Annotated in this window: 17 protein-coding genes; 10 read left to right on the top strand and 7 right to left on the bottom strand. The window is 72.7% G+C overall.

The annotated features are described in order from the left end of the window. Window positions 1-56 precede the first annotated feature (56 nt). Window positions 57-1,724 (bottom strand): M23 family metallopeptidase, encoded by a 1,668-nt coding sequence (locus tag ACZ58V_RS04905; protein ID WP_471288395.1) that lies wholly within the window; start codon window positions 1,722-1,724, stop codon window positions 57-59. A gap of 97 nt (window positions 1,725-1,821) precedes the next feature. Then, window positions 1,822-2,688: an esterase/lipase family protein gene (locus ACZ58V_RS04900; protein ID WP_468187164.1), complete on the bottom strand. Its 867-nt coding sequence runs from the start codon at window positions 2,686-2,688 to the stop codon at window positions 1,822-1,824. A gap of 476 nt (window positions 2,689-3,164) precedes the next feature. Between ACZ58V_RS04900 and ACZ58V_RS04895 the strand changes: the two genes are divergently transcribed. Next, a complete protein-coding gene (locus ACZ58V_RS04895; RefSeq protein WP_184591296.1) occupies window positions 3,165-3,581 on the top strand; it encodes a cobalamin B12-binding domain-containing protein in 417 nt (138 codons plus the stop codon). Between the two features lie 143 nt (window positions 3,582-3,724). Here ACZ58V_RS04895 and ACZ58V_RS04890 read toward each other — a convergent pair whose 3' ends face one another. Together ACZ58V_RS04890 and ACZ58V_RS04885 are read right to left on the bottom strand one after the other, a co-directional pair. Further along, window positions 3,725-5,401, bottom strand: a complete 1,677-nt coding sequence (locus tag ACZ58V_RS04890; RefSeq protein ID WP_468187167.1) for a DUF5691 domain-containing protein — start codon at window positions 5,399-5,401, stop codon at window positions 3,725-3,727. Between the two features lie 142 nt (window positions 5,402-5,543). Further along, on the bottom strand, window positions 5,544-6,899 hold the full coding sequence (locus tag ACZ58V_RS04885; RefSeq protein ID WP_468187169.1) for an SWIM zinc finger family protein: 1,356 nt from the start codon (window positions 6,897-6,899) through the stop codon (window positions 5,544-5,546). Window positions 6,900-7,044: 145 nt separating this feature from the next. On the opposite strand from ACZ58V_RS04885, the gene ACZ58V_RS04880 reads away from it, so the two are divergent. The 6 genes from ACZ58V_RS04880 (at window position 7,045) to sucD (ending at window position 15,828) form a co-directional block, all read left to right on the top strand. Next, the gene (locus ACZ58V_RS04880; RefSeq protein ID WP_468187171.1) at window positions 7,045-8,163 is read left to right on the top strand and encodes an ATP-binding protein; all 1,119 of its coding nucleotides are present in this window, start codon (window positions 7,045-7,047) and stop codon (window positions 8,161-8,163) included. Between the two features lie 51 nt (window positions 8,164-8,214). Then, window positions 8,215-10,617: a DUF5682 family protein gene (locus ACZ58V_RS04875; protein ID WP_471288392.1), complete on the top strand. Its 2,403-nt coding sequence runs from the start codon at window positions 8,215-8,217 to the stop codon at window positions 10,615-10,617. Between the two features lie 139 nt (window positions 10,618-10,756). Next, window positions 10,757-11,920 (top strand): VWA domain-containing protein, encoded by a 1,164-nt coding sequence (locus tag ACZ58V_RS04870; protein ID WP_471288389.1) that lies wholly within the window; start codon window positions 10,757-10,759, stop codon window positions 11,918-11,920. A 277-nt stretch (window positions 11,921-12,197) separates the two neighbouring features. Continuing rightward, entirely contained in the window at window positions 12,198-13,241 is a 1,044-nt protein-coding gene (locus ACZ58V_RS04865; RefSeq protein WP_471288387.1) for a hypothetical protein, read from the top strand. Between the two features lie 502 nt (window positions 13,242-13,743). Next, window positions 13,744-14,922 (top strand): ADP-forming succinate--CoA ligase subunit beta, encoded by a 1,179-nt coding sequence (gene sucC / locus ACZ58V_RS04860; RefSeq protein ID WP_189722767.1) that lies wholly within the window; start codon window positions 13,744-13,746, stop codon window positions 14,920-14,922. Window positions 14,923-14,943: 21 nt separating this feature from the next. Further along, complete coding sequence (gene sucD, locus ACZ58V_RS04855; protein ID WP_359887117.1) at window positions 14,944-15,828, top strand: succinate--CoA ligase subunit alpha; 885 nt, start codon at window positions 14,944-14,946, stop codon at window positions 15,826-15,828. Between the two features lie 74 nt (window positions 15,829-15,902). Here the strand turns inward: sucD and ACZ58V_RS04850 are convergent, their stop codons facing one another. Further along, window positions 15,903-17,138 carry a helix-turn-helix domain-containing protein gene (locus ACZ58V_RS04850; RefSeq protein WP_471288384.1) on the bottom strand — a complete coding sequence of 412 codons (1,236 nt, stop codon included), beginning with the start codon at window positions 17,136-17,138 and terminating at the stop codon, window positions 15,903-15,905. A gap of 96 nt (window positions 17,139-17,234) precedes the next feature. On the opposite strand from ACZ58V_RS04850, the gene ACZ58V_RS04845 reads away from it, so the two are divergent. Continuing rightward, a complete protein-coding gene (locus ACZ58V_RS04845; protein WP_471288381.1) occupies window positions 17,235-19,274 on the top strand; it encodes a cell division protein PerM in 2,040 nt (679 codons plus the stop codon). Between the two features lie 16 nt (window positions 19,275-19,290). On the opposite strand, the gene ACZ58V_RS04840 is transcribed toward ACZ58V_RS04845, so the two are convergent. Beyond that, on the bottom strand, window positions 19,291-20,070 hold the full coding sequence (locus tag ACZ58V_RS04840) for a hypothetical protein (RefSeq protein WP_471288379.1): 780 nt from the start codon (window positions 20,068-20,070) through the stop codon (window positions 19,291-19,293). Window positions 20,071-20,403: 333 nt separating this feature from the next. Between ACZ58V_RS04840 and purN the strand changes: the two genes are divergently transcribed. Both purN and purH read left to right on the top strand, forming a co-directional pair. Beyond that, entirely contained in the window at window positions 20,404-21,042 is a 639-nt protein-coding gene (gene purN / locus ACZ58V_RS04835; protein WP_184591279.1) for a phosphoribosylglycinamide formyltransferase, read from the top strand. Next, entirely contained in the window at window positions 21,039-22,604 is a 1,566-nt protein-coding gene (gene purH, locus ACZ58V_RS04830) for a bifunctional phosphoribosylaminoimidazolecarboxamide formyltransferase/IMP cyclohydrolase (protein ID WP_468187186.1), read from the top strand. Before purN ends, purH begins: the two co-directional genes overlap by 4 nt. A 248-nt stretch (window positions 22,605-22,852) precedes the next feature. Here purH and ACZ58V_RS04825 read toward each other — a convergent pair whose 3' ends face one another. Further along, window positions 22,853-23,491 (bottom strand): peptidase inhibitor family I36 protein, encoded by a 639-nt coding sequence (locus ACZ58V_RS04825; RefSeq protein ID WP_471288376.1) that lies wholly within the window; start codon window positions 23,489-23,491, stop codon window positions 22,853-22,855. Between the last annotated feature and the right edge of the window lie 58 nt (window positions 23,492-23,549).

Raw genomic sequence — 23,549 nt, 5'->3', positions numbered from 1 at the left:
GCCGGACCGGCGGGGGCTGGACCGGCAGGGCTGGATCGGCGGGGGCTGCCGGGACGTTACGTCGGGTCGACGCCGTGGCTGCGCAGCCACGGGAGCGGGTCGATCGGCGAGCCGCCGGCCGGACGCACCTCGAAGTGCAGATGAGGGCCGGTCGAGTTGCCGGAGTTACCCGAGCGCGCGATCGGATCGCCGGCCTTCACGGACGTACCGGAGGGGACCGTGTACGTGGAGAGGTGGCAGTACCACGTCTCCGTGCCGTCCTTCGCGGTCAGGATCAGCATGTTGCCGTACGCGCTGTTCCACTGAGTGCGGACGGTGCCGTCGGTCGCGGCCATCACGGTCGTGCCGTACGAGACGGGGAAGTCGATGCCGGTGTGCAGGGACATCCAGTTGATGCCGGACTGGCCGTACTGGGCGCTGAGTCCGTGGCGGGCGACCGGCATGGCGAACTTCGGGCGCAGCCGCTCCTTGCGGGCCGCCTCTTCCGCCGCCCGCTTCCGCTCGGCCGCCTGCTGGGCCTTGAGGTCGATACGTTCCTGCGTACGGCTGGCCCGGTCGGCGAAGTCGTCCGCGCCGGCGGAGAGACTCTGCAGCTGCGTGTCCAGCTTGTTGTTGGCGGCGGCCGGCTTCACCGGCTGCGCGTCCGCCGCGGTGGTCTGCGCCTCCGCGGCGCTGTCCTCGGTGAGGCTGCCGACGGACGCGGCGGCGATCCCCGCGACGCCCATCACGCACGCCGAGGGCACGGCGATGGTCATCAGTGCCGAGCGCTTGGGGGGCGTACGGCGGCGGGAACGGGACCCGGCGCGCGAGGCCGCCCGTGCGGCGGTGCGCGGGCCGACCTCTTCCTGGCCGTCCAGGAGCGGGGCGACGGTGGGCAGTTCGCCGGTGGCGGCCGGCTCACCGCCGTCCGCGGCGGGGTCGTCGTAGGAGGCCCCGGTGGCCTCGTCGTAGCCGAGCTGCTCGAACGTCGCCGTCTCTTGCTGGTGGAAGGCGTCCGCGTGCTGCTCGTACCCGTCGGGGGACGCCGCGGCGGAGCCGTCGGAGTTCCACTGCGTGGCGTCGTAGGTGCCGGTGTCGAAGGCCTGCGTGCCCCATTCCCACTGCTGGGTCTGGTCGGCCGGATTGCCGGACTGGTCGGGCTGGAGCCAGGCGCCGGTGTCCCACTGGCCGGTGGCGTCGGGGGACGCGGCCTGCGGCGGGATGACCGACAGCGGCTGCTGCTGGGCCGGCCAGGAGGTCGTGTCGTAGACACCGGTGTCGTAGGCGGCGTGGTGCTGGGCCGCGTACGCGTCGTAGTGCGGGTTCTCGTGCGTGCCCGTGGGCCAGTGACCGGTGTCGTACGTGCCCGTGTCGGGGCCGCTGCCCGGGAGGTTGCCGAAGAGGGGGTCGCTGGCGAAGCTCGCGGTGGCGTGCCCGGTGGCATCGAAACCGGCGCCGTCCGTACCGGTGGTGTGGGCGCCGGTGGCGTCGAATCCGGTGGCGGCGTAGTCGCCGTACGTGGTGAAGTCGCCGTACGGGGCTTCCTGGGTGCCGTACGACGCGTAGTGCGCCGAGGCGGCCTCGGAAGCCGGAGCCGGGGGCATGGTCCCCGACGGGTGACGGTCGTTCACCAACTTCTCTTTCGCCTCGACAACAGGGGCTGCCAGAGCAGTGCGGCGACTGTACCCGGCGGTACGCGGGCACGACAATCTTCGGCAGGTTTCGCGCGCGCATGAAACGGGCATTCGGCCGTGTTTTGGCGGACGGCGGGCGCGGGTTTGGCTTTGTGTTCGAAGTTTGTTCGACATTTCGATACGAGGCGCGCATCGCCCGGGTCCGGTTTCAGGCCACCGTGAGGCCGCCGGTGTGATCGACGGACGGTTCACCCGGGTGGGCCGTGTCGAGGACCTGCCGTATTCCGTTGGCGACTGCGGGGTGCACGGGCAGGGCGAGATGGCCGATGCCGGTCACCCGCACGTTCCGCACCGTCAGATCGGGATGGTCGATGCGGGCCGTCTCCAGCGGATCCATCACGGTGTCCAGGTCGCTCCAGTAGCTGACGAAGTGCGTACGGCAGTCAGGGGCGGGCCGAGTGAGCTCCTCGAGCACCGGTGAGCCGGGGCGCATCTGGCGCACGATGGGGTGCGCGTCCGCCAGGGGCGCGACTCGGGTGCCGGAGTGCGGCGTGCCGAGGGTGACAAGGGTCCGGACGCGGGCGTCACCGCCGAGCCGCTGCACGTAGTAACGCGCTATCAGGCCACCGAGGCTGTGTCCGACGACATCGACCTGCGGGGCTCCGGTGCGCTCGCAGATCTCCTCTATGCGCCGGCCCAGCAGCTCGGCCGCGGCGCGTATGTCGCAGGTCAGCGGCGAGTAGTTGAGGGATTCGATCCGCTGCCTGCCGTGCTGGGCGAGGCTGCGGCGCAGCAGGACGAAGACCGAGCGGTTGTCGATGAAGCCGTGCAGCAGGACGACCGGGGGCTTGGCCTCCGTGGGCAGTTGGGCGGCACCGTCCGCCGGGGGCAGTGCCGGGGCGGGGGCTCGTCGCTCCTGGGTGATGCCGGAGGGATAGAGGAGGAGATGGCCGGCCAGGATCGCGATCTCCAGTGCGGTGGCCTTCAGAAGTGCCAGGGAGAGTCCCGTCAGCCGGCTCGGCAGCAGGCGCTGGCAGAACGGAAGAAAGGGCAGAGCAGCCCTGGTGACCTTCATGGCCGACCTCCTGTCGGCACGCGGAAGGACGGCTCCGCCCCCCGTGTGCCCTCGTGGAAAGCTGCTGCGAAGACGGCCGGCGATGACCACGTGAGCGGCCTGAGCCGCGTGTGCCGTGGGGCCTGAGTGAGGCGTGTGGCGTGTGTGGCGCCAGTGGTCCCTTGCGTGCGGTACGTGCCGTCCGTGCGGTTCTTGCCCTGCGTGTCTTCGCCGAAGTGCCGTACCGCCGCTGTGCGTGGTGGGTGGAGCGGCGGTACGGCGACTTCGTCGCGGCTCCCCTTGCGCTTGTCCCACCGTGTGATTTCCCCCTCGGTCCGCAGCGCGAAACTGCCGGTTGCGGGATCCTGGAGATAACGTTCGTTCACTTGCCCGGACGATGCGGGGCGGGGTGTCCGTGCGGTGCGGCGTGTACGGCGTGCCCGATGTGTGCGGTACTTGTCGGTACGGATGGATGTATTCGCTTCATGGAGGCAGTGATGGGTGTGGCAGCCGGTCCGATCCGCGTAGTGGTGGCCAAGCCGGGGCTCGACGGCCACGATCGCGGGGCCAAGGTGATCGCGCGGGCCCTGCGCGACGCCGGTATGGAGGTCATCTACACGGGGCTCCACCAGACTCCCGAGCAGGTCGTCGACACGGCGATCCAGGAGGACGCCGACGCGATCGGGCTGTCCATCCTCTCCGGCGCGCACAACACGCTCTTCGCGGCGGTGATCGAGCTGCTCAAGGAGCGGGACGCGGCGGACATCCTGGTCTTCGGCGGCGGGATCATCCCCGAGGCGGACATCCCCCTGTTGAAGGAGAAGGGCGTCGCGGAGATCTTCACGCCCGGCGCGACGACGACGTCGATCGTGGAGTGGGTCCGGACGAACGTGCGTCAGCCGGCCGGGGCGTAGGCCTCCGGCGGTTTGGCCGGGACGGCTTCGCCTGGTCGGTGCCGGTGCCGGTGCCGGTGCCGGGGCTGAGGTTGGTGTCGCGGCTGGTGGGCCTGTTGTCGGCCGGGGCCGGTTCCTTGCGCAGACGTCGGGTGCGTGCGGACCTACGACGCGCCCAGTTCCTCCGCCATCGCCGCGCGCAGCCGCAGCGTCGTGACCAGGCGCTGGAAGGCCTCCGCCCAGTAGCTCCCGGCTCCGGGTGACGCGTTCTCCGGTTCGTCGGGTACGGCCAGCAGAGCGTCGAGGCGGCCGGCTTCGGACGGGTCGAGGCAGCGCTCGGCCAGGCCCATGACCCCGCTGAAACTCCATGGATAACTCCCTGCGTCACGGGCGATGTTGAGCGCGTCCACCACCGCCCGGCCGAGCGGCCCGGACCACGGCACCGCGCACACCCCGAGCAGCTGAAAGGCCTCGGACAGGCCGTGCGTCGCTATGAAGCCGGCCACCCACTCGGCCCGTTCGGCGGCACCCAGCGTGCCGAGCAGCTTGGCGCGTTCGGCCAGGGACACCGCGCCCGGGCCGCCCGCCTCCGGTGCCGAGGGCTCGCCGAGCAGCGCACGCGACCACTCGGCGTCCCGCTGGCGCACCGCCGCCCGGCACCAAGCCGCGTGCAGCTCGCCCTGCCAGTCGTCCGCCACCGGCAGCGCCACGATCTCCCGGGGTGACCGCCCGCCCAGCCGACGCGACCAGGTTCCGAGCGGTGCCGCCTCCACCAACTGGCCGAACCACCAGGACCGTTCTCCCCGTCCCGCCGGGGCCTTCGCGACGACGCCGTCGCGCTCCATGCCCGGGTCGCACTCGTGGGGTGCTTCGACGGCGATCGTCGGCGCGGCCGGTGCACTCGGTGCGGCCTGGGCGGTCTGAGCCGCCGGCGCGGCCTGTGGGGTCTGCGTGTGGTCGATGGCCACACACGCCTCCGCCCTGACCGCCATCCGCGCGGCGAGCGCCGAACCGGGCAGCGCCGACAGCAGCTCCGCCGCCGTCGCCCGGACGTTGCGGCTGCGGTCGGCCAGGGCCTGTTCCAGGAACGGCTCGTCGTCCGCGCCCAGGCCCGCGCGCAGGGAGTCGAGGAACATCAGCCGGTCCTCGGCCCGTTCCGTCGCCCAGGTCGCAGCGAGCAGTTCGCGTGCGGCGGCCGGTTCGCGGGAGCGCAGGGCGGAGAGGAGGGCGACCCGTTCGGCGAACAGGCCCTCCTGCCACAACTGACGGATCCGGTCGTCGTCATCGACGTGCGGCAGGGCCGCTCCACCGCCCGGTGCCGAGCGCAGGGCGAACCGCCAGTCCTGGTTCAGCCGCGCCAGCCACAGGGCCCGTGGCCCCGCGAACTCCAGCACCGCCGGACGCAGGTCGGTACGCCCCCGGGCCGCGTCCAACAGTGCGGGAAGCGCGTGCGGAGGCGGGGCGAAACCACGGGCGTTGGCCGCCGCGAGCCACTGGGGCAGCAGCTCCATCAGGTCGGGCGCTGCGCCCCGGCGGCCGCCGCCGGACGGGCCGGGGCGGTCGGCCAGCAGTAGCGCGAGTCTGCGGGCCGCCGCGGGCGGCAGCGGCGGACGAGGGTCCTCCGGGGCCGCTTGCGGGCGCTCCGCCGCCCGCGCAGGACGCAGACCGGCCCGACGCCGCACGGTCTCCGTCGCCGCCGCGTCCAGCAGAGCCACCGGTGCTTCCGGGCCCGGACCGGCGCCCGGCGGAGTGCGCCGGTCCGTGCCCAGCAGAGCCGTGGTGACGAGCCCCTCCCAGGCGCCCGTGACGGGCGCGTCCACAGCAGCGGAGGTCCTGGTCATGAGCGTCCTTTCCGCGGGGCGCACGGGAGTGGTTGAAGGCTCACCCTCACCGGTTGTCCCGTGATGCCTGAAAGATGCGTTGATTTGGCTGATTCATGGGAAGGGTGGGTCGAGTCGGAAAGGCCGGTCCATCGCCGTCGGTTCAGCACAGGGCCACCGCGTCGCCCGTCCCCTCGGGCCAGGCCGTCAGCGGGGTGAAGCCCTGGTGGCCGCACTCGCCGAAGACCCTGACCGGGGCACCGCCCGACAGGGCGACCAGCCGCCACAGGCCGGGCCGGGAACGCGCGGCGGGTGTGAGCGGCAGCGCCGCGTCCTCGTCGGCGTCCGCCAACTGCCAGGAGCCGCCGTCCGGTGTGGGGACGACCCGGTCCAGCGTCACCGGGACGGAGTCCAGCCATGGATCGTCGCGCAGGGCGTCGCCGTAACGGGCCGCCGCCTGCGACGTCGTCATCCCCGGCGGACGTATGTCCGAGGGCGTGGGCGGTGCGAACCGTTCGCCCAGGGCCACCCGCAACTGCCCGGCGCCCGGGTAGACGGACATCTCGGCATCCAGGGTCAGGCCTACCGGCAGCGCCAGCTCCGGGGCGCGGCCGGCGGCGCCGTAGGAGAGGAGCAGCACGGTGCGGTGCGAGCCGGCGCCGTGGAGCCAGATCCTGCGGGTCGTCAGGCGTGGGTCCGTCGTGTCGTACTGGGCGAGCACCAGCCAGCGGTCCCGCGCCGGCGGGCCGTCCGCGGAGGCCGGCAGGCCGATCCGGGAACGGACCGTGGCGGCGAGGGTGTCCGGCAGCCGCTCGCGGCGCAGCCAGCCCTGGCCGAGGAGATGCAGCAGCGCGCACTCCTCCAGCAGTCGCACCGGCCAGCCCGGACCGGTGGACGGGATCGCCCCCAGCTCCCGGACCCGCGCGGCAAGGCCCTGCGCCTGCGCGTCGACCATGCGGGCCGCCGTCTCCTCCCAGAGGCCATAGCCGGACTGCTCCGCTGTCGCCAGACCGCCGCGCAACAGGTCCGCCAGGCGCTGCTCCAGCTCCACCGCACCCGCCGTGACCCGCTCGGCCCGTCGCTCCGCCCGGCGCCGCGCCGCCTCCGGATCAGCGGACCCGGACGGCGAAGCCGGGCTCGCTTCCGAACTCTTCTCCTCCGCGCGCTTGCGCCGCCCCGCTATCCACTGCCCGGCCCACTCCGGTGCCTGTCCCGACGGCACCGCTCCGTCGCCGCCCGCCCAGAGCAGCAGCAGCCCGAGAGCGTGCTTGCACGGGAACTTGCGGCTCGGACAACTGCACTTGTACGCGGGCCCGGAGGCGTCCGCGATGTCGACGACCGTCTGATACGGCTTGCTTCCGCTGCCCTTGCACAGCCCCCACACCGTCCCCTCGTCGGAACTCCCCGCCTCGGACCACGGCCCCGCCGCGCCGAGTTTGCTTCCCGCTTTGCGTGACGCGGTGTCAGGCGCCAGTGCCAGCACCTGGTCCGCCGTCCAGCGCACCCCCTGCTGAGTCATGTCATCGAAGGTAGATCCCACCACTGACAATCGGGTCCGCGAGCGGCTCCGGCAAAGTGTTTGTGCAGGTCAGAACGCATTGTCAGTGGTGTGGTGCAACGTGGTCACCAGATCCGAACCGGCCGAGCTGGAGGGGGACTCAGCCATGCCTGTGTCCGTTGAACCGACGTCGCAGACCGACGGTGCCGAGGCGCTGCGGCCGCACGCCGAGGACGCTTTCGCCGGCGAACTCGCCGCACTCGCCGCGCAGGACGACCGCCCGCGCCCGGCCCGCTGGAAGCTGTCGCCGTGGGCCGTCGCGACCTACCTGCTCGGCGGCGCGCTGCCGGACGGCACGGTGATCTCACCGAAGTACGTGGGCCCGCGCCGCATCGTCGAGGTCGCGGTCACCACGCTCGCCACCGACCGCGCCCTGCTCCTGCTCGGCGTGCCCGGCACGGCGAAGACCTGGGTGTCCGAGCACCTGGCCGCGGCGGTCAGCGGCGACTCCACGCTGCTGGTGCAGGGCACCGCCGGCACACCGGAGGAGGCCATCCGGTACGGCTGGAACTACGCGCGGTTGCTCGCCCACGGCCCGAGCCGCGACGCCCTCGTGCCCAGCCCGGTCATGCGGGCGATGGCCGACGGCATGACCGCCCGCGTCGAGGAGCTGACGCGTATCCCGGCCGATGTGCAGGACACGCTCATCACGATCCTGTCGGAGAAGACGCTGCCGATACCGGAGCTGGGCCAGGAGGTGCAGGCGGTCCGCGGCTTCAATCTGATCGCCACGGCCAACGACCGCGACCGCGGGGTCAACGACCTGTCCAGCGCCCTGCGCCGCCGCTTCAACACGGTGGTGCTGCCGTTGCCGGAGAGCCCCGAGGCCGAGGTCGACATCGTCTCGCGCCGCGTCGACCAGATCGGCCGCTCCCTCGACCTGCCGGCCGCGCCCGACGGCCTCGACGAGATCCGCCGGGTCGTCACGGTCTTCCGGGAGCTGCGCGACGGGGTCACGGCCGACGGCCGCACGAAGCTGAAGTCGCCCAGCGGCACGCTGTCCACGGCCGAGGCGATCTCCGTCGTCACCAACGGACTCGCCCTGGCGGCCCACTTCGGCGACGGCGTGCTGCGTCCGAGCGACGTCGCCGCGGGCATCCTCGGCGCGGTGGTCCGCGACCCGGCGGCCGACCGCGTCATCTGGCAGGAGTACCTGGAGACGGTCGTCCGCGAGCGCGACGACTGGAAGGACTTCTACCGGGCCTGCCGTGAGGTGAGTGTGTGAGCGGTACGAGGAGGGGCCGTCAGAGGTGCGTGTGGAGGGGAGGGGATTGGCGTGACAGGCGTGGAGAGGGCTGAGAGCCGGGGGGCCGGGGCCGGACCGCTGCTGCTCGGGGTGCGGCATCACGGGCCGGGGTCCGCCCGGGCGGTGCGGGCGGCGCTGGAGGAGGCCCGGCCGCGGGTCGTGCTGATCGAGGGCCCGCCCGAGGCCGATGCCCTGATCCCGCTCGCCGCCGACGAGGAGATGCGGCCTCCGGTCGCCCTGCTCGCCCATGCCGTGGACGAACCCGGCCGCTCGTCGTTCTGGCCGCTGGCCGAGTTCTCCCCGGAGTGGGTCGCCATCCGCTGGGCCCTGGCACACGACGTCCCGGCCCGCTTCATCGACCTGCCGGCCACGCACACGCTGGCCTGGGGGAGGCAGGAGGACGCGGCGGGGACCGACACCGACGCAGACGGAGACGGAGGCGGCGAGGGCGACAGCGCCGGTGAATCGGCCCCCGGCCCCGCCGGCCTGCGGATCGATCCGCTCGGCGTGCTCGCCGAGGCCGCCGGCTACGACGATCCGGAGCGGTGGTGGGAGGACGTCGTGGAGCACCGGGGCGTGGGGAAGGGCGACGCGCTCGCGCCGTTCACCGTGCTCGAGGAGGCCATGGGGGCGCTGCGCGAGACCTACGGCGTCGGGGGACACGACCGGGACCTGGTGCGGGAGGCCCATATGCGGCTTCAGATGCGGGCCGCGCAGCGGGAGTTCGAGGACGGCGTGGCCGTCGTCTGCGGGGCCTGGCATGTGCCCGCCCTGCGGCAGAAGGCGACCGTCGCCGCCGACAAGGCGCTGCTGAAGGGGCTGCCCAAGGTCAAGACGGATATGACATGGGTGCCGTGGACCCACCGCAGGCTGTCCCGGATCAGCGGATACGGGGCCGGCATCGAGTCGCCGGGCTGGTACGGGCATCTGTTCAGCGCCCCGGACCGGCCGGTCGAGCGGTGGCTGACCAAGGTGGCCGGGCTGCTGCGCGCCGAGGACCGGATCGTCTCCTCCGCGCATGTCATCGAGGCGGTGCGGCTGGCCGAGACGCTCGCCGCGATGCGCGGCCGTCCGCTGCCCGGCCTGAGCGAGACGACCGACGCGGTGCGGGCGGTGATGTGCGAGGGCTCGGACGTGCCGCTGGCCCTGGTGCACGACCGGCTGGTCGTGGGCGACGTGCTGGGGGAGGTGCCGCCGACGGCGCCGGCGGTTCCGTTGCAGCGGGACCTCGCCCGGCTCCAGCGCCGGCTGCGGCTGAAGCCGGAGGCGCTGGAGCGGGAGTTGGAGCTCGACCTGCGCAAGGAGACCGACGCCGGCCGCAGCAGGCTGCTGCACCGGCTGCGGTTGCTCGGAGTCGCGTGGGGCGAACCGGCAGCCTCGCGGGGCAGCACGGGCACGTTCCGGGAGACCTGGCGGCTGCGCTGGGAGCCCGAGCTGTCGGTGCGGGTCGCCGAGGCCGGAGTGTGGGGGACGACCGTACTGTCCGCCGCGACCGCGAAGGCCGAGGCGGACGGGGTCGCCGCGCAGGGCCTCGCCGATGTCACCGCGCTCGCCGAGCGCTGCCTGCTGGCCGAACTGCCCGACGCCCTGCCCACGGTGATGCGGATCCTCGCCGACCGGGCGGCCCTCGACACGGACGTCGGTCATCTCGCCCAGGCGCTGCCGGCCCTGGTCCGCTCCCTGCGTTACGGCGATGTGCGCGGCACGGACACCGGGGCCCTGGGGGAGGTCGCCGCGGGCCTGGCCGAGCGGGTCTTCGTCGGCCTGCCCCCGGCCTGCGCCGCGCTCGACGCGGACGCCGCCGAGGAGATGCGGCGTCATGTGGACGCGGTGCACGGGGCCGTGGGGCTCCTGGGCGACGCGCCCGCGACGGGACACGGCGATCTGAGAGGCCGTTGGCAGTCGGTGCTGCGCGTGCTGTGCGGGCGGGACACCGTGCCCGGGGTGATCCGGGGGCGGGCCGTGCGGCTCCTGCTCGACGACGGGGAGCTGGCGCAGGACGAGGCGGCGCTGCTCATGGGGCTCGTCCTGTCACCGGGCACACCGCCCGCGGACGCGGCCGCGTGGATCGAGGGCTTCGTCGGAGGAGGCTCCGGTGGCGGGATGCTCCTGGTGCACGACGAGCGGCTGCTCGGGCTGGTCGACGCGTGGCTGACCGGGGTGCCGGCGGACGCGTTCACGGACGTGCTGCCCCTGCTGCGGCGGACGTTCTCGGCGTACGAGCCCGGGGTGCGCCGGACCCTGGGCGAGCTCGTCCGACGCGGGCCCGGGGTCGGGGGCGGTTCGGCGGCGGCCGGCTCCGGCATACCCGGCTTCGCGGCCGAACTTGACATGGCGCGCGCGGATGCCGTGCTGCCGGTCGTGCGGCTGCTGCTCGGGCTGGACGACGTGGATGAGAAAACCGGTAACGACCTGGCAGGGGTGACGGGATGACGACCGACGGACTGAGGGAGCCGGCTCCGAGGACGGAAGCGGCGGACACCATCGGCAACGGGCCCCGGGCGGAAGGCCGGCCGACGACGACCGTGCCGGTGATCCCGCTGTGGGAACGGCTTCGCGGGGGAGGACGCGGATGACGACCGAGGTAACGGATCCGGCGCAGGAGCGGTTGCGGCGGTGGCGGCTGGTGCTCGGGGGCAACGCGGCGGACGGCACCGGATGCGCGCTGTCGGGGCAGGACGCGGCGATGGACGGGGCGCTCACCGCGCTCTACGGCAAGGGGGAGAAGCCGCAGGGGGGCCGGGACCGTTCAGCGGGGCTCGGGGCGTCGGCGCCGTCCGTGGCGCGCTGGCTCGGGGACATCCGGACGTACTTCCCGTCCTCCGTCGTGCAGGTCATGCAGCGCGACGCCATCGACCGGCTCGGCCTCGCCACGCTGCTTCTGGAGCCGGAGATGCTGGAGGCGGTGGAGGCCGACGTGCATCTTGTCGGCACGCTGCTGTCGCTGAACAAGGCCATGCCGGAGACGACGAAGGAGACGGCACGGGCCGTCGTGCGCAAGGTCGTCGAGGACCTGGAGAAGCGGCTCGCCACCCGCACCCGGGCCACCCTCACCGGTGCCCTCGACCGCAGCGCCCGCATCAACCGGCCCCGCCACCACGACATCGACTGGAACCGCACGATCGCGGCCAACCTCAAGCACTACCTGCCCGAGTACCGAACGATCGTGCCGGAGCGGCTCATCGGGTTCGGGCGGGCGTCCCAGTCCACGAAGAAGGAGGTCATCCTCTGTATCGACCAGTCGGGATCCATGGCGGCATCGGTTGTGTACGCGTCGGTGTTCGGAGCGGTGCTCGCCTCGATGCGGACGATCTCCACGCGACTCGTCGTCTTCGACACGGCGGTCGTCGACCTCACGGACCAGCTGGACGACCCGGTCGACGTGCTCTTCGGCACGCAACTCGGTGGCGGTACGGACATCAACCGGGCGCTCGCGTACTGCCAGTCGCAGATCACCCGGCCCGCCGAGACTGTGGTCGTGCTGATCAGCGACCTCTACGAAGGGGGCATCCGGAACGAGATGCTCAAGCGGGTCTCGGCGATGAAGGCGTCGGGGGTGCAGTTCGTGACCCTGCTGGCGCTCTCGGACGAGGGGGCACCGGCCTACGACCGGGAGCACGCGGCCGCGCTCGCCGCTCTGGGGGCACCGGCGTTCGCCTGCACGCCCGATCTGTTCCCGGAGGTGATGGCGGCGGCGATCGAGAAGCGGCCGCTGCCGATACCGGACGCGGTGTGACGATTTGTCGACGCATCGTCGTCCGATTCGGTCCGGCGAAACGGATATGACGGGCCATCAGTCGAGAGGGGCTTGCGCGACCTCCGCACTCCCGTGCGAGGATCGGCGCCTGCTCGGCAGGGCGTCGCGCCGCGCTGGGCAGTGCCGCGTTGTGCAGTGCCGCGTTGTGCCGGCTCGTTGCCCGTGACGCGTGATGCGTTCCGCACTTGTTCCGTCGCACGGGAGGAAGCTCCCCCTCTTGTCCTCGTCAGCAGCTCTGTCCGGTGCCGCTGTGCGCATGCTGCGCACAGCGGCCGGGGGACGTGCGCTCCAAGTGGCGCTGCTGGTGGGCGGGGTGCTGATCCTCGGGCTCCTGTGCGGCGAGCGGGCGTATGCGGCGGACGGTGTGCGGGCGTCGGCGGACAGCACGGCCGGGCGGTTGGTCAGCGGGCAGAGACTGCTGGTTCGACCCGACGCGCACGCTCAGGCGGCCCGGGATCACTCACGTACGCACGCTCCGGCAGTCCGGAAGCGTCCGTCCGACAGCACTCAGCTCGTCCGGACCGTGGGGGAGCGGGCCGTACGAGTGGCCGATGGTGCGAGGGAGTCGGTCAGCAGGGAGCCGGTGAACGCACGGGCGAGCCTGCCGACGCCGCCGAAGGCTCCCTCGCTGCCGGATGTGCCGGCCCTGCCCGTACCGCCGAAGGCACCGTCCGCGCCTGCCCTGCCCGACCTGCCTGCCCTGCCCGACCTGCCGACCCTGCCTGACCCGCCGGCGATGCCGGACCTGCCCGGGCTGCCGGGCCCGCCCGCTCCGCCCGATGGTGACGTCGCGGCTCCGGGAGTGCCCGTTCTGCCCGGGGCTCCGGGCTACCCGGCGTTCCCGAGTCGCCCCCTGCCCGCGCCCGTCACAGTCGATCCGCAGCCGGGTGGGGCGACGGCGCAGCCGGTCGGCGCACCTGCCGCCCCGGCCCGGACCGGGGCGGCGGACCCCGTGGCGCACGGCGTGCATGGCGACCAGTACCGCGCCCCGCACGCCGACCGCGCAGCCCACGGTCACGCGGGTTACGACCGCGCGCACCACATCAGACGCGCAGCTCACGCCGGACCGTCCGCAAGCGTCGGAGGCGCCGCCCCGGTCGGCCACCTGCCCGGAGATCGTCCGGACGGCACGCTCTGCCACCGTTCCATGGCCGACAACGGCACACCGCGTCACGGCGACGCACATGCCGTCACGCTGAGCAGCCGGGCTCCGCTGAGCCTCGTGCGCGGTGCCGCTGCCCGCGCCTGCGTGGCCGGTACCCGGGACAGTCACCGGGACATTCCCGTCCTCCCCGGCTAGCGGCCGCGCGGGGGCGTGCCCCTTCTGTCGCCTTCCATCGCACGCACCCCTTGCCCCCAGGACTCCGCGAGCCCTCACGCCCGGACGGTCGAAAGCCGTCGACGGTCCGAGGCCGAAACCTCGTGGATGAGGTCGGCCGGCCCCCATTGGGGTGGGGACCAACCGACCCGCGCCCCCGAGAGCAGGGCCCTGAACTGGGCCTTTGTGCTCCTTCGGAGGTGTTCGGCGGGCCTCACCGGGCGTACCCCAGCCCGGTGAGGCCCCTCACTCCAGGCACGCTGTGCCAGAGAGCGCGGCATCATGTGACAGGTATCACCGCTCAGGTGTGACCCTCGATTTAGGGGCCTCCTGCAAGCAGCGATAACCTGCGAGACGGACATGCCGCGCGCTCGGACACCGTGTGCGCCTCCCTTGTGACTGACAGACGGCGGACGTCACGTTGCCCTCGCGGCACGCCCACGCAGACAACGAACCGCGAGATCACTGATAGGGACGGAAGCGCGTGGACCTGTTCGAGTACCAGGCGAGGGACCTCTTCGCCAAGCACGATGTACCGGTGCTGGCCGGTGAAGTCATCGACACGCCTGAGGCGGCCCGCGCAGCCACCGAGCGCCTCGGTGGCAAGTCCGTCGTCAAGGCCCAGGTGAAGGTCGGCGGCCGTGGCAAGGCCGGCGGCGTGAAGCTGGCGGCGACCACCGACGAGGCGGTCGAGCACGCGACCAACATCCTCGGCATGGACATCAAGGGCCACACGGTCCACAAGGTGATGATCGCCGAGACGGCTCCGGAGATCCTGGAGGAGTACTACGTCTCCTTCCTCCTGGACCGTGCCAACCGCACCTTCCTCTCCATCGCGTCCGTCGAGGGCGGCATGGAGATCGAGGAGGTGGCGGAGACCCGCCCCGAGGCCGTCGCCAAGACGCCGATCGACGCCAACGTGGGTGTGACCCCCGAGGTCGCGCGCCAGATCGTCGAGGCCGCGAACTTCCCGGCCGAGGTCGCCGACAAGGTCGCGAACATCCTCGTCACCCTGTGGAAGACCTTCGTCGAGGAGGACGCCCTCCTGGTCGAGGTCAACCCGCTGGCCAAGGTCGCCTCCGGTGACGTCATCGCCCTCGACGGCAAGGTCTCCCTCGACGAGAACGCCGAGTTCCGCCAGCCGGAGCACGAGGCTCTCCAGGACAAGGACGCGGCCAACCCGCTCGAGGCCGCCGCCAAGGAGAAGAACCTCAACTACGTCAAGCTCGACGGCGAGGTCGGCATCATCGGCAACGGCGCGGGTCTCGTCATGAGCACCCTGGACGTCGTCGCGTACGCCGGTGAGGCGCACGGTGGCGTCAAGCCCGCCAACTTCCTCGACATCGGCGGTGGCGCCTCCGCTGCCGTCATGGCGAACGGCCTGGAGATCATCCTCGGCGACCCGGACGTCAAGTCCGTCTTCGTCAACGTCTTCGGTGGCATCACCGCCTGCGACGAGGTCGCCAACGGCATCGTCCAGGCGCTCCAGCTGCTCAAGGACAAGGGCGAGGAAGTCACCAAGCCCCTGGTCGTCCGCCTGGACGGCAACAACGCGGAGCTCGGGCGCAAGATCCTCTCCGACGCCAACCACCCGCTGGTGCAGCGTGTGGACACCATGGACGGAGCGGCCGACAAGGCCGCCGAGCTCGCGGCTGCGAAGTAAGGGACGAGGGACTAAACAGCCATGGCTATCTTCCTCAACAAGGACAGCAAGGTCATCGTCCAGGGCATGACCGGTGCCACGGGCATGAAGCACACCAAGCTCATGCTGGCCGACGGCACGAACATCGTGGGTGGCGTGAACCCCCGCAAGGCGGGCACGTCCGTCGACATCGACGGCAACGACATCCCGGTCTTCGGCTCGGTCGCCGAGGCGATCGAGAAGACGGGTGCCAACGTATCCGTCCTCTTCGTGCCGCCGGCCTTCGCCAAGGCCGCCGTCGTCGAGGCCATCGACGCCGAGATCCCGCTCGCGGTCGTCATCACCGAGGGCATCGCCGTCCACGACTCGGCCGCGTTCTACGCCTACGCCGTGTCCCAGGGCAACAAGACCCGCATCATCGGCCCGAACTGCCCCGGTCTCATCACCCCGGGCCAGTCGAACGCCGGCATCATCCCGGGCGACATCACGAAGCCGGGCCGTATCGGTCTGGTCTCGAAGTCCGGCACGCTGACGTACCAGATGATGTACGAGCTGCGCGACATCGGCTTCTCGTCCGCCGTCGGCATCGGTGGCGACCCGGTCATCGGCACGACGCACATCGACGCGCTCGCCGCGTTCGAGGCCGACCCCGACACCGACCTGATCGTGATGATCGGTGAGATCGGTGGCGACGCCGAGGAGCGGGCCGCGGCCTTCATCAAGGAGAACGTGAAGAAGCCGGTCGTCGGCTACGTCGCGGGCTTCACCGCGCCCGAGGGCAAGACCATGGGCCACGCCGGCGCCATCGTCTCCGGCTCCTCCGGCACGGCCGCCGCGAAGAAGGAGGCCCTCGAGGCCGCCGGTGTCAAGGTCGGCAAGACCCCGACCGAGACGGCGAAGCTGGCCCGCGCCATCCTCGCCGGCTGAGCAGCACCTCACGGCTCACAGGTGGGCCCGCTCCCCGCACGGGGGCGGGCCCACCGCCGTTTCACCAAGGGTGCTCAACGCGGCTGCGGCATCAGCCGGTCCGGCCCCTTCTGCTGCTCCTTGCGCAGCTTGGACCGCAGGTCCCGCTCCGACTCCGAGAGCGGTCCGGGCGCGACCGGCGGCGGTACGCCCTGGACGGTCTCGCCCGGCGGTACCGGTGGCTCGTAGCGCGTCGGGGCCGTGCGCACGGTGAGCACCGTGGTCCCGATCAGCAGGGCCGTGAAGGCGATGGCGGCCCGGGTCCAGAGGCGGGCCCGGCGTTCCCCGGCCTGTCGCACCACCAGCGGCTTGGCGGCGCGCAGCCGCTCGGTGGAGGCGAGTTCGACCAGCCGCCAGTGCAGGACCTCCGGGTCCGCCAGCTCCGGAAGCCGCTCGGCGAGCGCCTCACGCGCGTGCATCAGCCGGTTCACGGCGGCGCGAGTGCTCGCCTCCGTCTCCGCCGCCGTCTCCGGGAGGCCCAGACCGACGCCGTCGTAGAGCAGCAGGGTGCGGCGGTACGAGGGCGGGAGCCTCAGCAGGGTGTCCATCAGCGCGCGGTCGAACGCGTCGGGCGGCGGCGGCTCGGGGTGCCGGTAGCGGGGGCGGAGACGGTGCCACGGGGAGAGCGCGCACTCGTACGCCGCCGCCCGCACCCAGCCCGCCGGGTCCCGGTCGCGGGCCACCTCGGGCCAGTGCTGCCAGGCGATCTGGAAGGCCCGCTCGACGGACTCCCGGGCCAGTTCACGGCGCCCGGTCAGCAGATAGGTCTGCCGGACCAGCGCGGGGGCACAGAAGGCGTACAGCGCGTCGAAGGCCTGTTCAGGGTCCAGAGCGGAGGTCGCGTCGTCCGGCCGGTGCGGGGGCTTCGCGCGGTCGGTGGCCCGGTTGCGGTCGGCGAGGGTGACGGGGGCGGTGGTGCGGCCGCGGTCGGGGGCGCGGCCCCGCTCGGCGAGACGGGTGCGGTCCCGGTCCCTGGCCGGCGGGCGGCTCCTGGCACTCCCGCCCGGGGCGGAGGCCCTGCCTCGGTCGCTCGTGGCGACGCTCGTATGAGGCTCCGTCACCTCCCGCTCCCCGCCCAGTGAGTTCAGCATCCGCGCGTACTTCTCCCCCTTCCGGCCGCGCGGCGTCGCGCGGCCGGTCTCCCATCCGCGCACCGTCTCGCTGGTGACGCCCACCCGGGAAGCCAGCTGAGCCCGCGTCAGCGAGGCGGCCTCGCGCAGGCGTCGGCGTTCCTTGGGCGGAGGCAGCGGGAGGGCAGGGCTCTGTGTCACAGGGCGCCCCTCAGTACGGAAAAGTACATAAGCGTATATTGAGCGACACAACGATGGTTCGCCTGTTACGACGGGAAAGCGCGTGTCGTTGGGAGCATGGCGGGCGTGATCAAGATGACCGCTCGCCGACGTCTGCCGGCGCTCCTGCTCACCCGGGTGCGGGACCGCTCGCCCGGACTGGGCGACGCCCTTGTGAGTGGTGCGGTGGCGGCGGGCCTGGGGCTCGCGTGGTTCGCCGTGCTGGTGATGATGCTGTGGATCACCTCGCCGTACCCCGACAGCGGGCCCGGCGGCGTGCTGCACGTCACTGCGGCGCTGTGGCTGCTGGCCCACGGAGCCGAGCTGGTCCGCGTCGACACGCTCTCCGGCGTCCCCGCCCCCGTGGGCATCTCGCCGCTGCTCCTGCTCGCGCTGCCCGGGTGGCTGCTGCTCCGGGCGGCACGCGACGCCACGGACGGCGGGGCGGGGGAAGGGGACGACGACGCCGACGGCTTCGAGGACATCGAGGATGTCGAGGACATCGAGGGGGCGGGGCCGCCGCTGGTCGCCGCCCGTACGGCGTGGACGGGCGTCGTCCTCGGCTATCTGGCCGTCGCCCTGCCCGCCGCGCTGTTCGCCGCCGGCGGCGTGCTGCGGCCGTCGTGGCTGTGGACGGGGGTGTACGTGCCGCTGGTCGCCGCCGTGGTGGCGGGGGTGGGCGTGTGGTCGGCGTACGGCCGTCCGAGCGGTCCGCTGCGGCGGCTGCTGCCGGTGGGCCTGCGGCCGCTGGTCCACGGCCCGGACGGGCGCCCTGGTGTCGCCGCCCGGGCCGCGGCGGCCGGAGTGGCGGTGCTGCTCGGGGGCGGCGCGCTGCTGGTGGCGGTGTCGCTGGCGGTGCACGGCACGGAGGCCCAGGCCTCGTTGCTCCGGCTGACCGAGGGGTGGTCGGGGCGGTTCGCGGTCCTGCTGCTGTGCGCGGCCCTGGTACCGAACGCGGCGGTGTGGGGTGCCTCGTACGCCCTCGGCCCCGGCTTCGTCCTCGGCGCCGGCCATGTCGTCGGGCCGTTGTCCTCCGCGCCGCCGCCGTTCCTGCCGACGTTTCCGCTGCTGGCGGCGGTGCCGGAGGCGGGGCAGGGGGCGTTGGTGCACTGGATGGCCGGGGTCGTGCCGGTGGTCGCCGGGGTGGTGGTGGGCCGGACCGTGGTGAGGGGTGCGGCCCCCGGAGGGCGGGGCGGGACGAAGCCGGGCGGCGGGCGCGGTGTCGGCTGGTCGCCATGGCGCGGTGCCGGTGCCGCCGCGCTGGCGGCGCTGCTGTGCGCGGCCGCGCTCGCGGGGCTCGCCGCGCTTGCCGGCGGGCCGCTCGGGGTCTCCGTACTGGCCCGTTTCGGGCCGGTGTGGTGGCAGGTGGGCGTGGCGACCCTGGCGTGGCTGACGCTGGTGGCGGTCCCGACGGCGGTGGGGGTGGGGATCTGGCGGTGCCGGTCACCCCGAGAGGAGGAGCCGGTGATCGGCAGACAGCGTGAGGAGCCGGCCGAGGGCGCCGACAGGGCCGGGAGGACGCGCCGCCGGGGCGGTTGGTTCGCGCGCGGGAGAGCCGCCCGGACCGCGGGGACCGCCGCACGCACCGGGCGGGCCGGACGCACCGCAGGCGCCGGGGGCACGGGAGCCGCCGGGGAGGCCGGGGGAGGCGGAGCTGCCCAGGGCGCCAAGGGGACCGGAGCCGCTGAGCAATCCGGCGCCGCCCGGCGTGTCAGGGCCGCCAAGGGCGCTGGAGTCGCGGGGGATGTCGGAGCCGTTTGGGGCGCCGAGGGGGCTGGACCAGCCGGGGATGCCGGAACTGCCCAGGACGCCGAGAGGGCCGGTGTTTCCGGGGAATCCGGAGCCGTCTGGGGCACCAACAACGCCAAGAGCGCCGGAATCGCCGGGGGAGCCGGAGCCGCCCGGGCTGCCAAGAACGCCAAGGGCACCTCAGGCACCGGACGTGACGCCTCGTCGTGGGACGGGTCCGGGACATCACGCACCCCGGACCTGCCCTACGCCCCCTTCCAGTACGACGACGCCCCGTACGGTCTGCGAGACGAGGACGATGACGACGCCGGTTACGAGCCCTACGACTTCCTGCCGGCCGACCCGGCTCGCGGGTCCGACAGCACCTGACGGGGGCGGGAGCGCCTCAGCCCTTCGTCCCCAGCAGCCCCCGCAGCTCCTCCGGCAGCAGCTTCGTACAGGACTGCTCGGCCTTGTTGGTGAGGGCGTCGTTCGTGCACGTGTAGTAGTCGCGGTAGACCAGCTGCGCCGTGAAGGACGCGGCGACCAGGGCGATCGCCAGGGACGCCGTGACCAGGCCGCTGACCGCGGCGGTCGTCTGGGGGCGGCCCGGCTGCTCGGCGGGGGCCGGGGAGTCCGGGTCGGACCTGCGGGGCTTGGCGCGCAGCGCGCTGATGCCCCAGTAGAGGGCGAGCGCGCCGAGCAGCAGCGCCACGTACGGCCAGCTGAACAGGGCGAAGAAGAAGGCCCACATGCCCGACAGCAGGGCATAGCGCGCACGGCGCTGGGAGGGATCCGTCGGGTCCCAGCGGAGGTTCGGGCCGCCGCCCTGCGGGCCCTGGCCCTCGGGGCCGCCGCGGGGGCGGTCGCCGAAGCCGTCGGGGGAGCGGCCGGGCTGCCGGTCGCTCCACTGGCTGCCCCACGGCGCACGGTCGCCCTCGCCGCCGTCCTGGGAGTCGTCGCCCGACGGTCGGCGCGGCTGCCAGGGCCGGTCCGGGGTGCCCTCGGGCGGCGGGGCGAAGGGGTTGTCCTCCTGGGAGCCGGGCTCTCGCCCGTCTCCGCCGGAGCCGTCCGACGGCGCGTCGGGCGGTGAGCTGGGGCGCTCCCGCAGCAGCACGGCGCCGCGCTCCCCTCCCTGTGCCGAAAGCGGGGGGAACGTGAGGAGTCGCAGGCTGCGGTCCGGCATCAAGTGAGCGTCTTCCCGTTGGTGAGTGGGGCGGTGTGGAGGAGAGCGGGGATCTGGACTGGACGAACAGAGGTCGGTGCGGCGTCGGGACCGGCTCCGTCACCCTCCTGAACGTGCCACGCCCGGACGGCGTTCCCGAACCGGCTCCGCCCAGACGCTACCTTCCGGCCACGCCCCCGTCCCGTGGGGGCCGTCCGGTGTGCCGGTATCGTTGCTGACGGTCGGCCGGTTCGTAGGCTTCCCCGTATCCGGGAGCCCGAAGCATTCGTATGAATGTACAAACGCCACGGTCCGGCCGCCTGGACAGACGCTTCCCCGAGAAAGGCCCCCACCGTGGCCGCCAAGCCCGTGGCCCCGCGCGCCAAGCGCCTCGTCGTGCTGGTCTCCGGATCCGGCACCAACCTGCAGGCGCTCCTCGACGAGATCGCCGCCACCGGTGCGCAGGCGTACGGAGCCGAGATCGTGGCCGTCGGCGCCGACCGCGAGGGCATCGAGGGGCTGGCGCGCGCCGAGCGTGCCGGGCTGCCGACCTTCGTCCGCAAGGTCAAGGACCACGGGAGCCGCGAGGAGTGGGACACCGCCCTCGCCGAGGCCGTCGCCGCCTTCGAGCCCGACCTCGTCGTCTCCGCCGGCTTCATGAAGATCGTCGGCAAGGAGTTCCTCGCGCGGTTCGGCGGGCGGTTCGTCAACACGCACCCCGCCCTGCTGCCCAGTTTCCCGGGAGCCCACGGCGTGCGGGACGCGCTCGCGTACGGCGCCAAGGTCACCGGCTGCACCGTCCACTTCGTCGACGACGGCGTCGACACCGGCCCGATCATCGCCCAGGGCGTGGTCGAGATCCGGGACGAGGACGACGAGAGCGCTCTGCACGAGCGCATCAAGGACGTCGAGCGAAGGCTGCTCGTCGAGGTCGTGGGGCGGCTCGCCCGCAACGGCCATCGCATTGAGGGACGAAAGGTAGTTATCCAGTGACCGCCGAGAGCAACAAGCGGCCCCTTCGCCGGGCGCTCGTCAGCGTCTACGACAAGACCGGGCTCGAGGAGCTCGCGCGCGGGCTCCACGAGGCCGGGGTGGAACTCGTCTCCACCGGCTCCACGGCCGCGAAGATCGCCGCTGCCGGCGTCCCCGTCACCAAGGTCGAGGAACTCACCGGCTTCCCCGAGTGCCTGGACGGCCGCGTCAAGACCCTGCACCCGCGCGTGCACGCGGGCATCCTCGCCGACCTGCGTCTCGAGGACCACCAGCGGCAGCTCGCCGAGCTGGGCGTCGAGCCGTTCGACCTGGTCGTCGTCAACCTCTACCCGTTCCGTGAGACCGTCGCCTCGGGTGCCTCGCCCGACGAGTGCGTCGAGCAGATCGACATCGGCGGTCCTTCGATGGTCCGCGCCGCCGCCAAGAACCACCCCTCCGTCGCGGTCGTCACCAGCCCGGGCCGCTACGCCGACGTGCTGAAGGCCGTGCAGAGCGGCGGCTTCGACCTCGCCACCCGCAAGCGGCTCGCCGCCGAGGCCTTCCAGCACACGGCCGCCTACGACGTCGCCGTCGCCTCCTGGTTCGCCTCCTCCTACGCGCCCGTCGACGAGTCGCGGTTCCCCGACTTCCTCGGCGCCACCTGGGAGCGCGAGCACACCCTGCGCTACGGCGAGAACCCGCACCAGCCGGCCGCGCTCTACGTCTCCCCGGAGGGCGGCGGCCTCGCCCAGGCCGAGCAGCTGCACGGCAAGGAGATGTCGTACAACAACTACACGGACACGGACGCCGCCCGCCGTGCCGCGTACGACCACGCCGAGCCGTGCGTCGCGATCATCAAGCACGCCAACCCCTGCGGGATCGCGGTCGGCGCGGACGTCGCCGAGGCACACCGCAAGGCGCACGCCTGCGACCCGCTGTCGGCGTTCGGCGGCGTGATCGCGGTCAACCGCCCGGTCAGCAAGGAGATGGCGGAGCAGGTCGCGGAGATCTTCACCGAGGTCATCGTGGCGCCGGACTACGAGGACGGCGCCCTCGAGGCCCTCACCAAGAAGAAGAACATCCGCGTGCTGCGCTGCCCCGACGGCCCCTCCGCCCCGGTCGAGGTCAAGCCGATCGACGGCGGCGCGCTGCTCCAGGTGACCGACCGGCTCCAGGCCGACGGCGACGACCCGGCCGGCTGGACGCTGGCGACCGGCGAGGCGCTGAGCGCCGACGAGCTGGCCGACCTGGCCTTCGCCTGGAAGGCCTGCCGCGCGGTGAAGTCCAACGCGATCCTGCTCGCCAAGGACGGCGCCTCGGTGGGTGTCGGTATGGGCCAGGTCAACCGTGTCGACTCCTGCAAGCTCGCGGTGGAGAGGGCCGGGGAGGAGCGGGCCCGGGGCTCGTACGTCGCGTCGGACGCGTTCTTCCCGTTCCCTGACAACATCGACGTCCTGGGCGCCGCGGGCGTCAAGGCCATCGTCCAGCCCGGCGGATCGGTCCGCGACGAACTGGTCGTGGAGGCCGCGCAGAAGGCCGGCATCACGATGTACTTCACGGGGACGCGGCACTTCTTCCACTGACGGACACCTCACCCGGGCGGCGCCGAGCCGGATCGACACCCACGTCGAACTGCGCGGCGCCGCCCAGGTGTTGGGTCCCACCTTGCCGTCCACGGCGAGGCCCTTGGTCCTCTGGAACTAATTCACGGCGCTCCTGCGCCCGCGCCGACGCGGGACGACGAAAGCGCGTCGCAGCGGAGGGGGGGGGGGGTTCGAGGCCAGCGCCTCGAAGTCACCCCCGAGAGAGGTGCCCAGCTCTGGGCAGCTTCTCAGCAGACCTGGACCCCGTCGATCATGTTGTCCCAGGGGGTGTTCGCGAGGGAGTCCTCCGTGTGGTATGCGTGGCTGTCGAACTTGTAGATCCAGGGACTTGAGCCCCCCTCCCAGTTGTAGAACTTGGCCCTCGTGCCGGAGCTCTGGTTGTTCTTGTACGAGGTGAGGCGGTTGTCGAAGTTGACGTCGCCCAGGTCGCGGAACTCACACTTGTAGAACGACAGCTTGTCGCCGGTCCAGTTGGCGCCCGCCCACAGGCACAAATAGGTGTATTTACAGCTGCTGTCGGCCGCCGCGCCGGGCGAGGACAGCGTGATGCTCGCGCTGCCGTCCGTGGTCCGGATCTCGTTGTAACTCACCTGCTGGGCAGGGACCTTGAGGTTCGCCAGGCGGGCGTCCACCCGGTCCTGCAGCTGGGCCGCCTGCCGGGCCGAGAGCCCCGCAGCGCCTGCCTCGGCCGCGTACACCGACTCGGCCGACGGTGCGGCCTGGTCCGCGACCGTGTTGAGCTCCCCGGACCCCGCGGCCGAGTCGGACGCCGCGAAGCTGCTGCCCCCAGTCGCCAGGCTCCCGACGGCGATGCCGACGACGGTGACGGCGCTGACGAGCGTCCTTGCCAGAATGCGCGATCGCATGTGCTTCCCCCTTGAACTCGTGGGTCTTGGTCTTGACACAGATGAGTTTCGAGGGACA

The organism is Streptomyces sp. NPDC040589, assembly GCF_055594445.1.
The sequence above is the reverse complement of the archived record's forward strand: the minus strand, read 5'-3'. Positions and strand labels throughout refer to the sequence as shown.

Coding starts and splice junctions, on each gene's coding strand:
- ACZ58V_RS04885 (WP_468187169.1), bottom strand. CDS start 6,899: ATGACTCAGCAGGGGGTGCGCTGGACGGCGGACCAGGTGCTGGCACTG.
- sucD (WP_359887117.1), top strand. CDS start 14,944: ATGGCTATCTTCCTCAACAAGGACAGCAAGGTCATCGTCCAGGGCATG.
- ACZ58V_RS04890 (WP_468187167.1), bottom strand. CDS start 5,401: ATGACCAGGACCTCCGCTGCTGTGGACGCGCCCGTCACGGGCGCCTGG.
- ACZ58V_RS04880 (WP_468187171.1), top strand. CDS start 7,045: ATGCCTGTGTCCGTTGAACCGACGTCGCAGACCGACGGTGCCGAGGCG.
- ACZ58V_RS04865 (WP_471288387.1), top strand. CDS start 12,198: ATGCTGCGCACAGCGGCCGGGGGACGTGCGCTCCAAGTGGCGCTGCTG.
- ACZ58V_RS04840 (WP_471288379.1), bottom strand. CDS start 20,070: ATGCCGGACCGCAGCCTGCGACTCCTCACGTTCCCCCCGCTTTCGGCA.
- ACZ58V_RS04905 (WP_471288395.1), bottom strand. CDS start 1,724: ATGCCCGTTTCATGCGCGCGCGAAACCTGCCGAAGATTGTCGTGCCCG.
- ACZ58V_RS04825 (WP_471288376.1), bottom strand. CDS start 23,491: ATGCGATCGCGCATTCTGGCAAGGACGCTCGTCAGCGCCGTCACCGTC.
- ACZ58V_RS04900 (WP_468187164.1), bottom strand. CDS start 2,688: ATGAAGGTCACCAGGGCTGCTCTGCCCTTTCTTCCGTTCTGCCAGCGC.
- ACZ58V_RS04845 (WP_471288381.1), top strand. CDS start 17,235: ATGGCGGGCGTGATCAAGATGACCGCTCGCCGACGTCTGCCGGCGCTC.
- ACZ58V_RS04895 (WP_184591296.1), top strand. CDS start 3,165: ATGGGTGTGGCAGCCGGTCCGATCCGCGTAGTGGTGGCCAAGCCGGGG.
- ACZ58V_RS04870 (WP_471288389.1), top strand. CDS start 10,757: ATGACGACCGAGGTAACGGATCCGGCGCAGGAGCGGTTGCGGCGGTGG.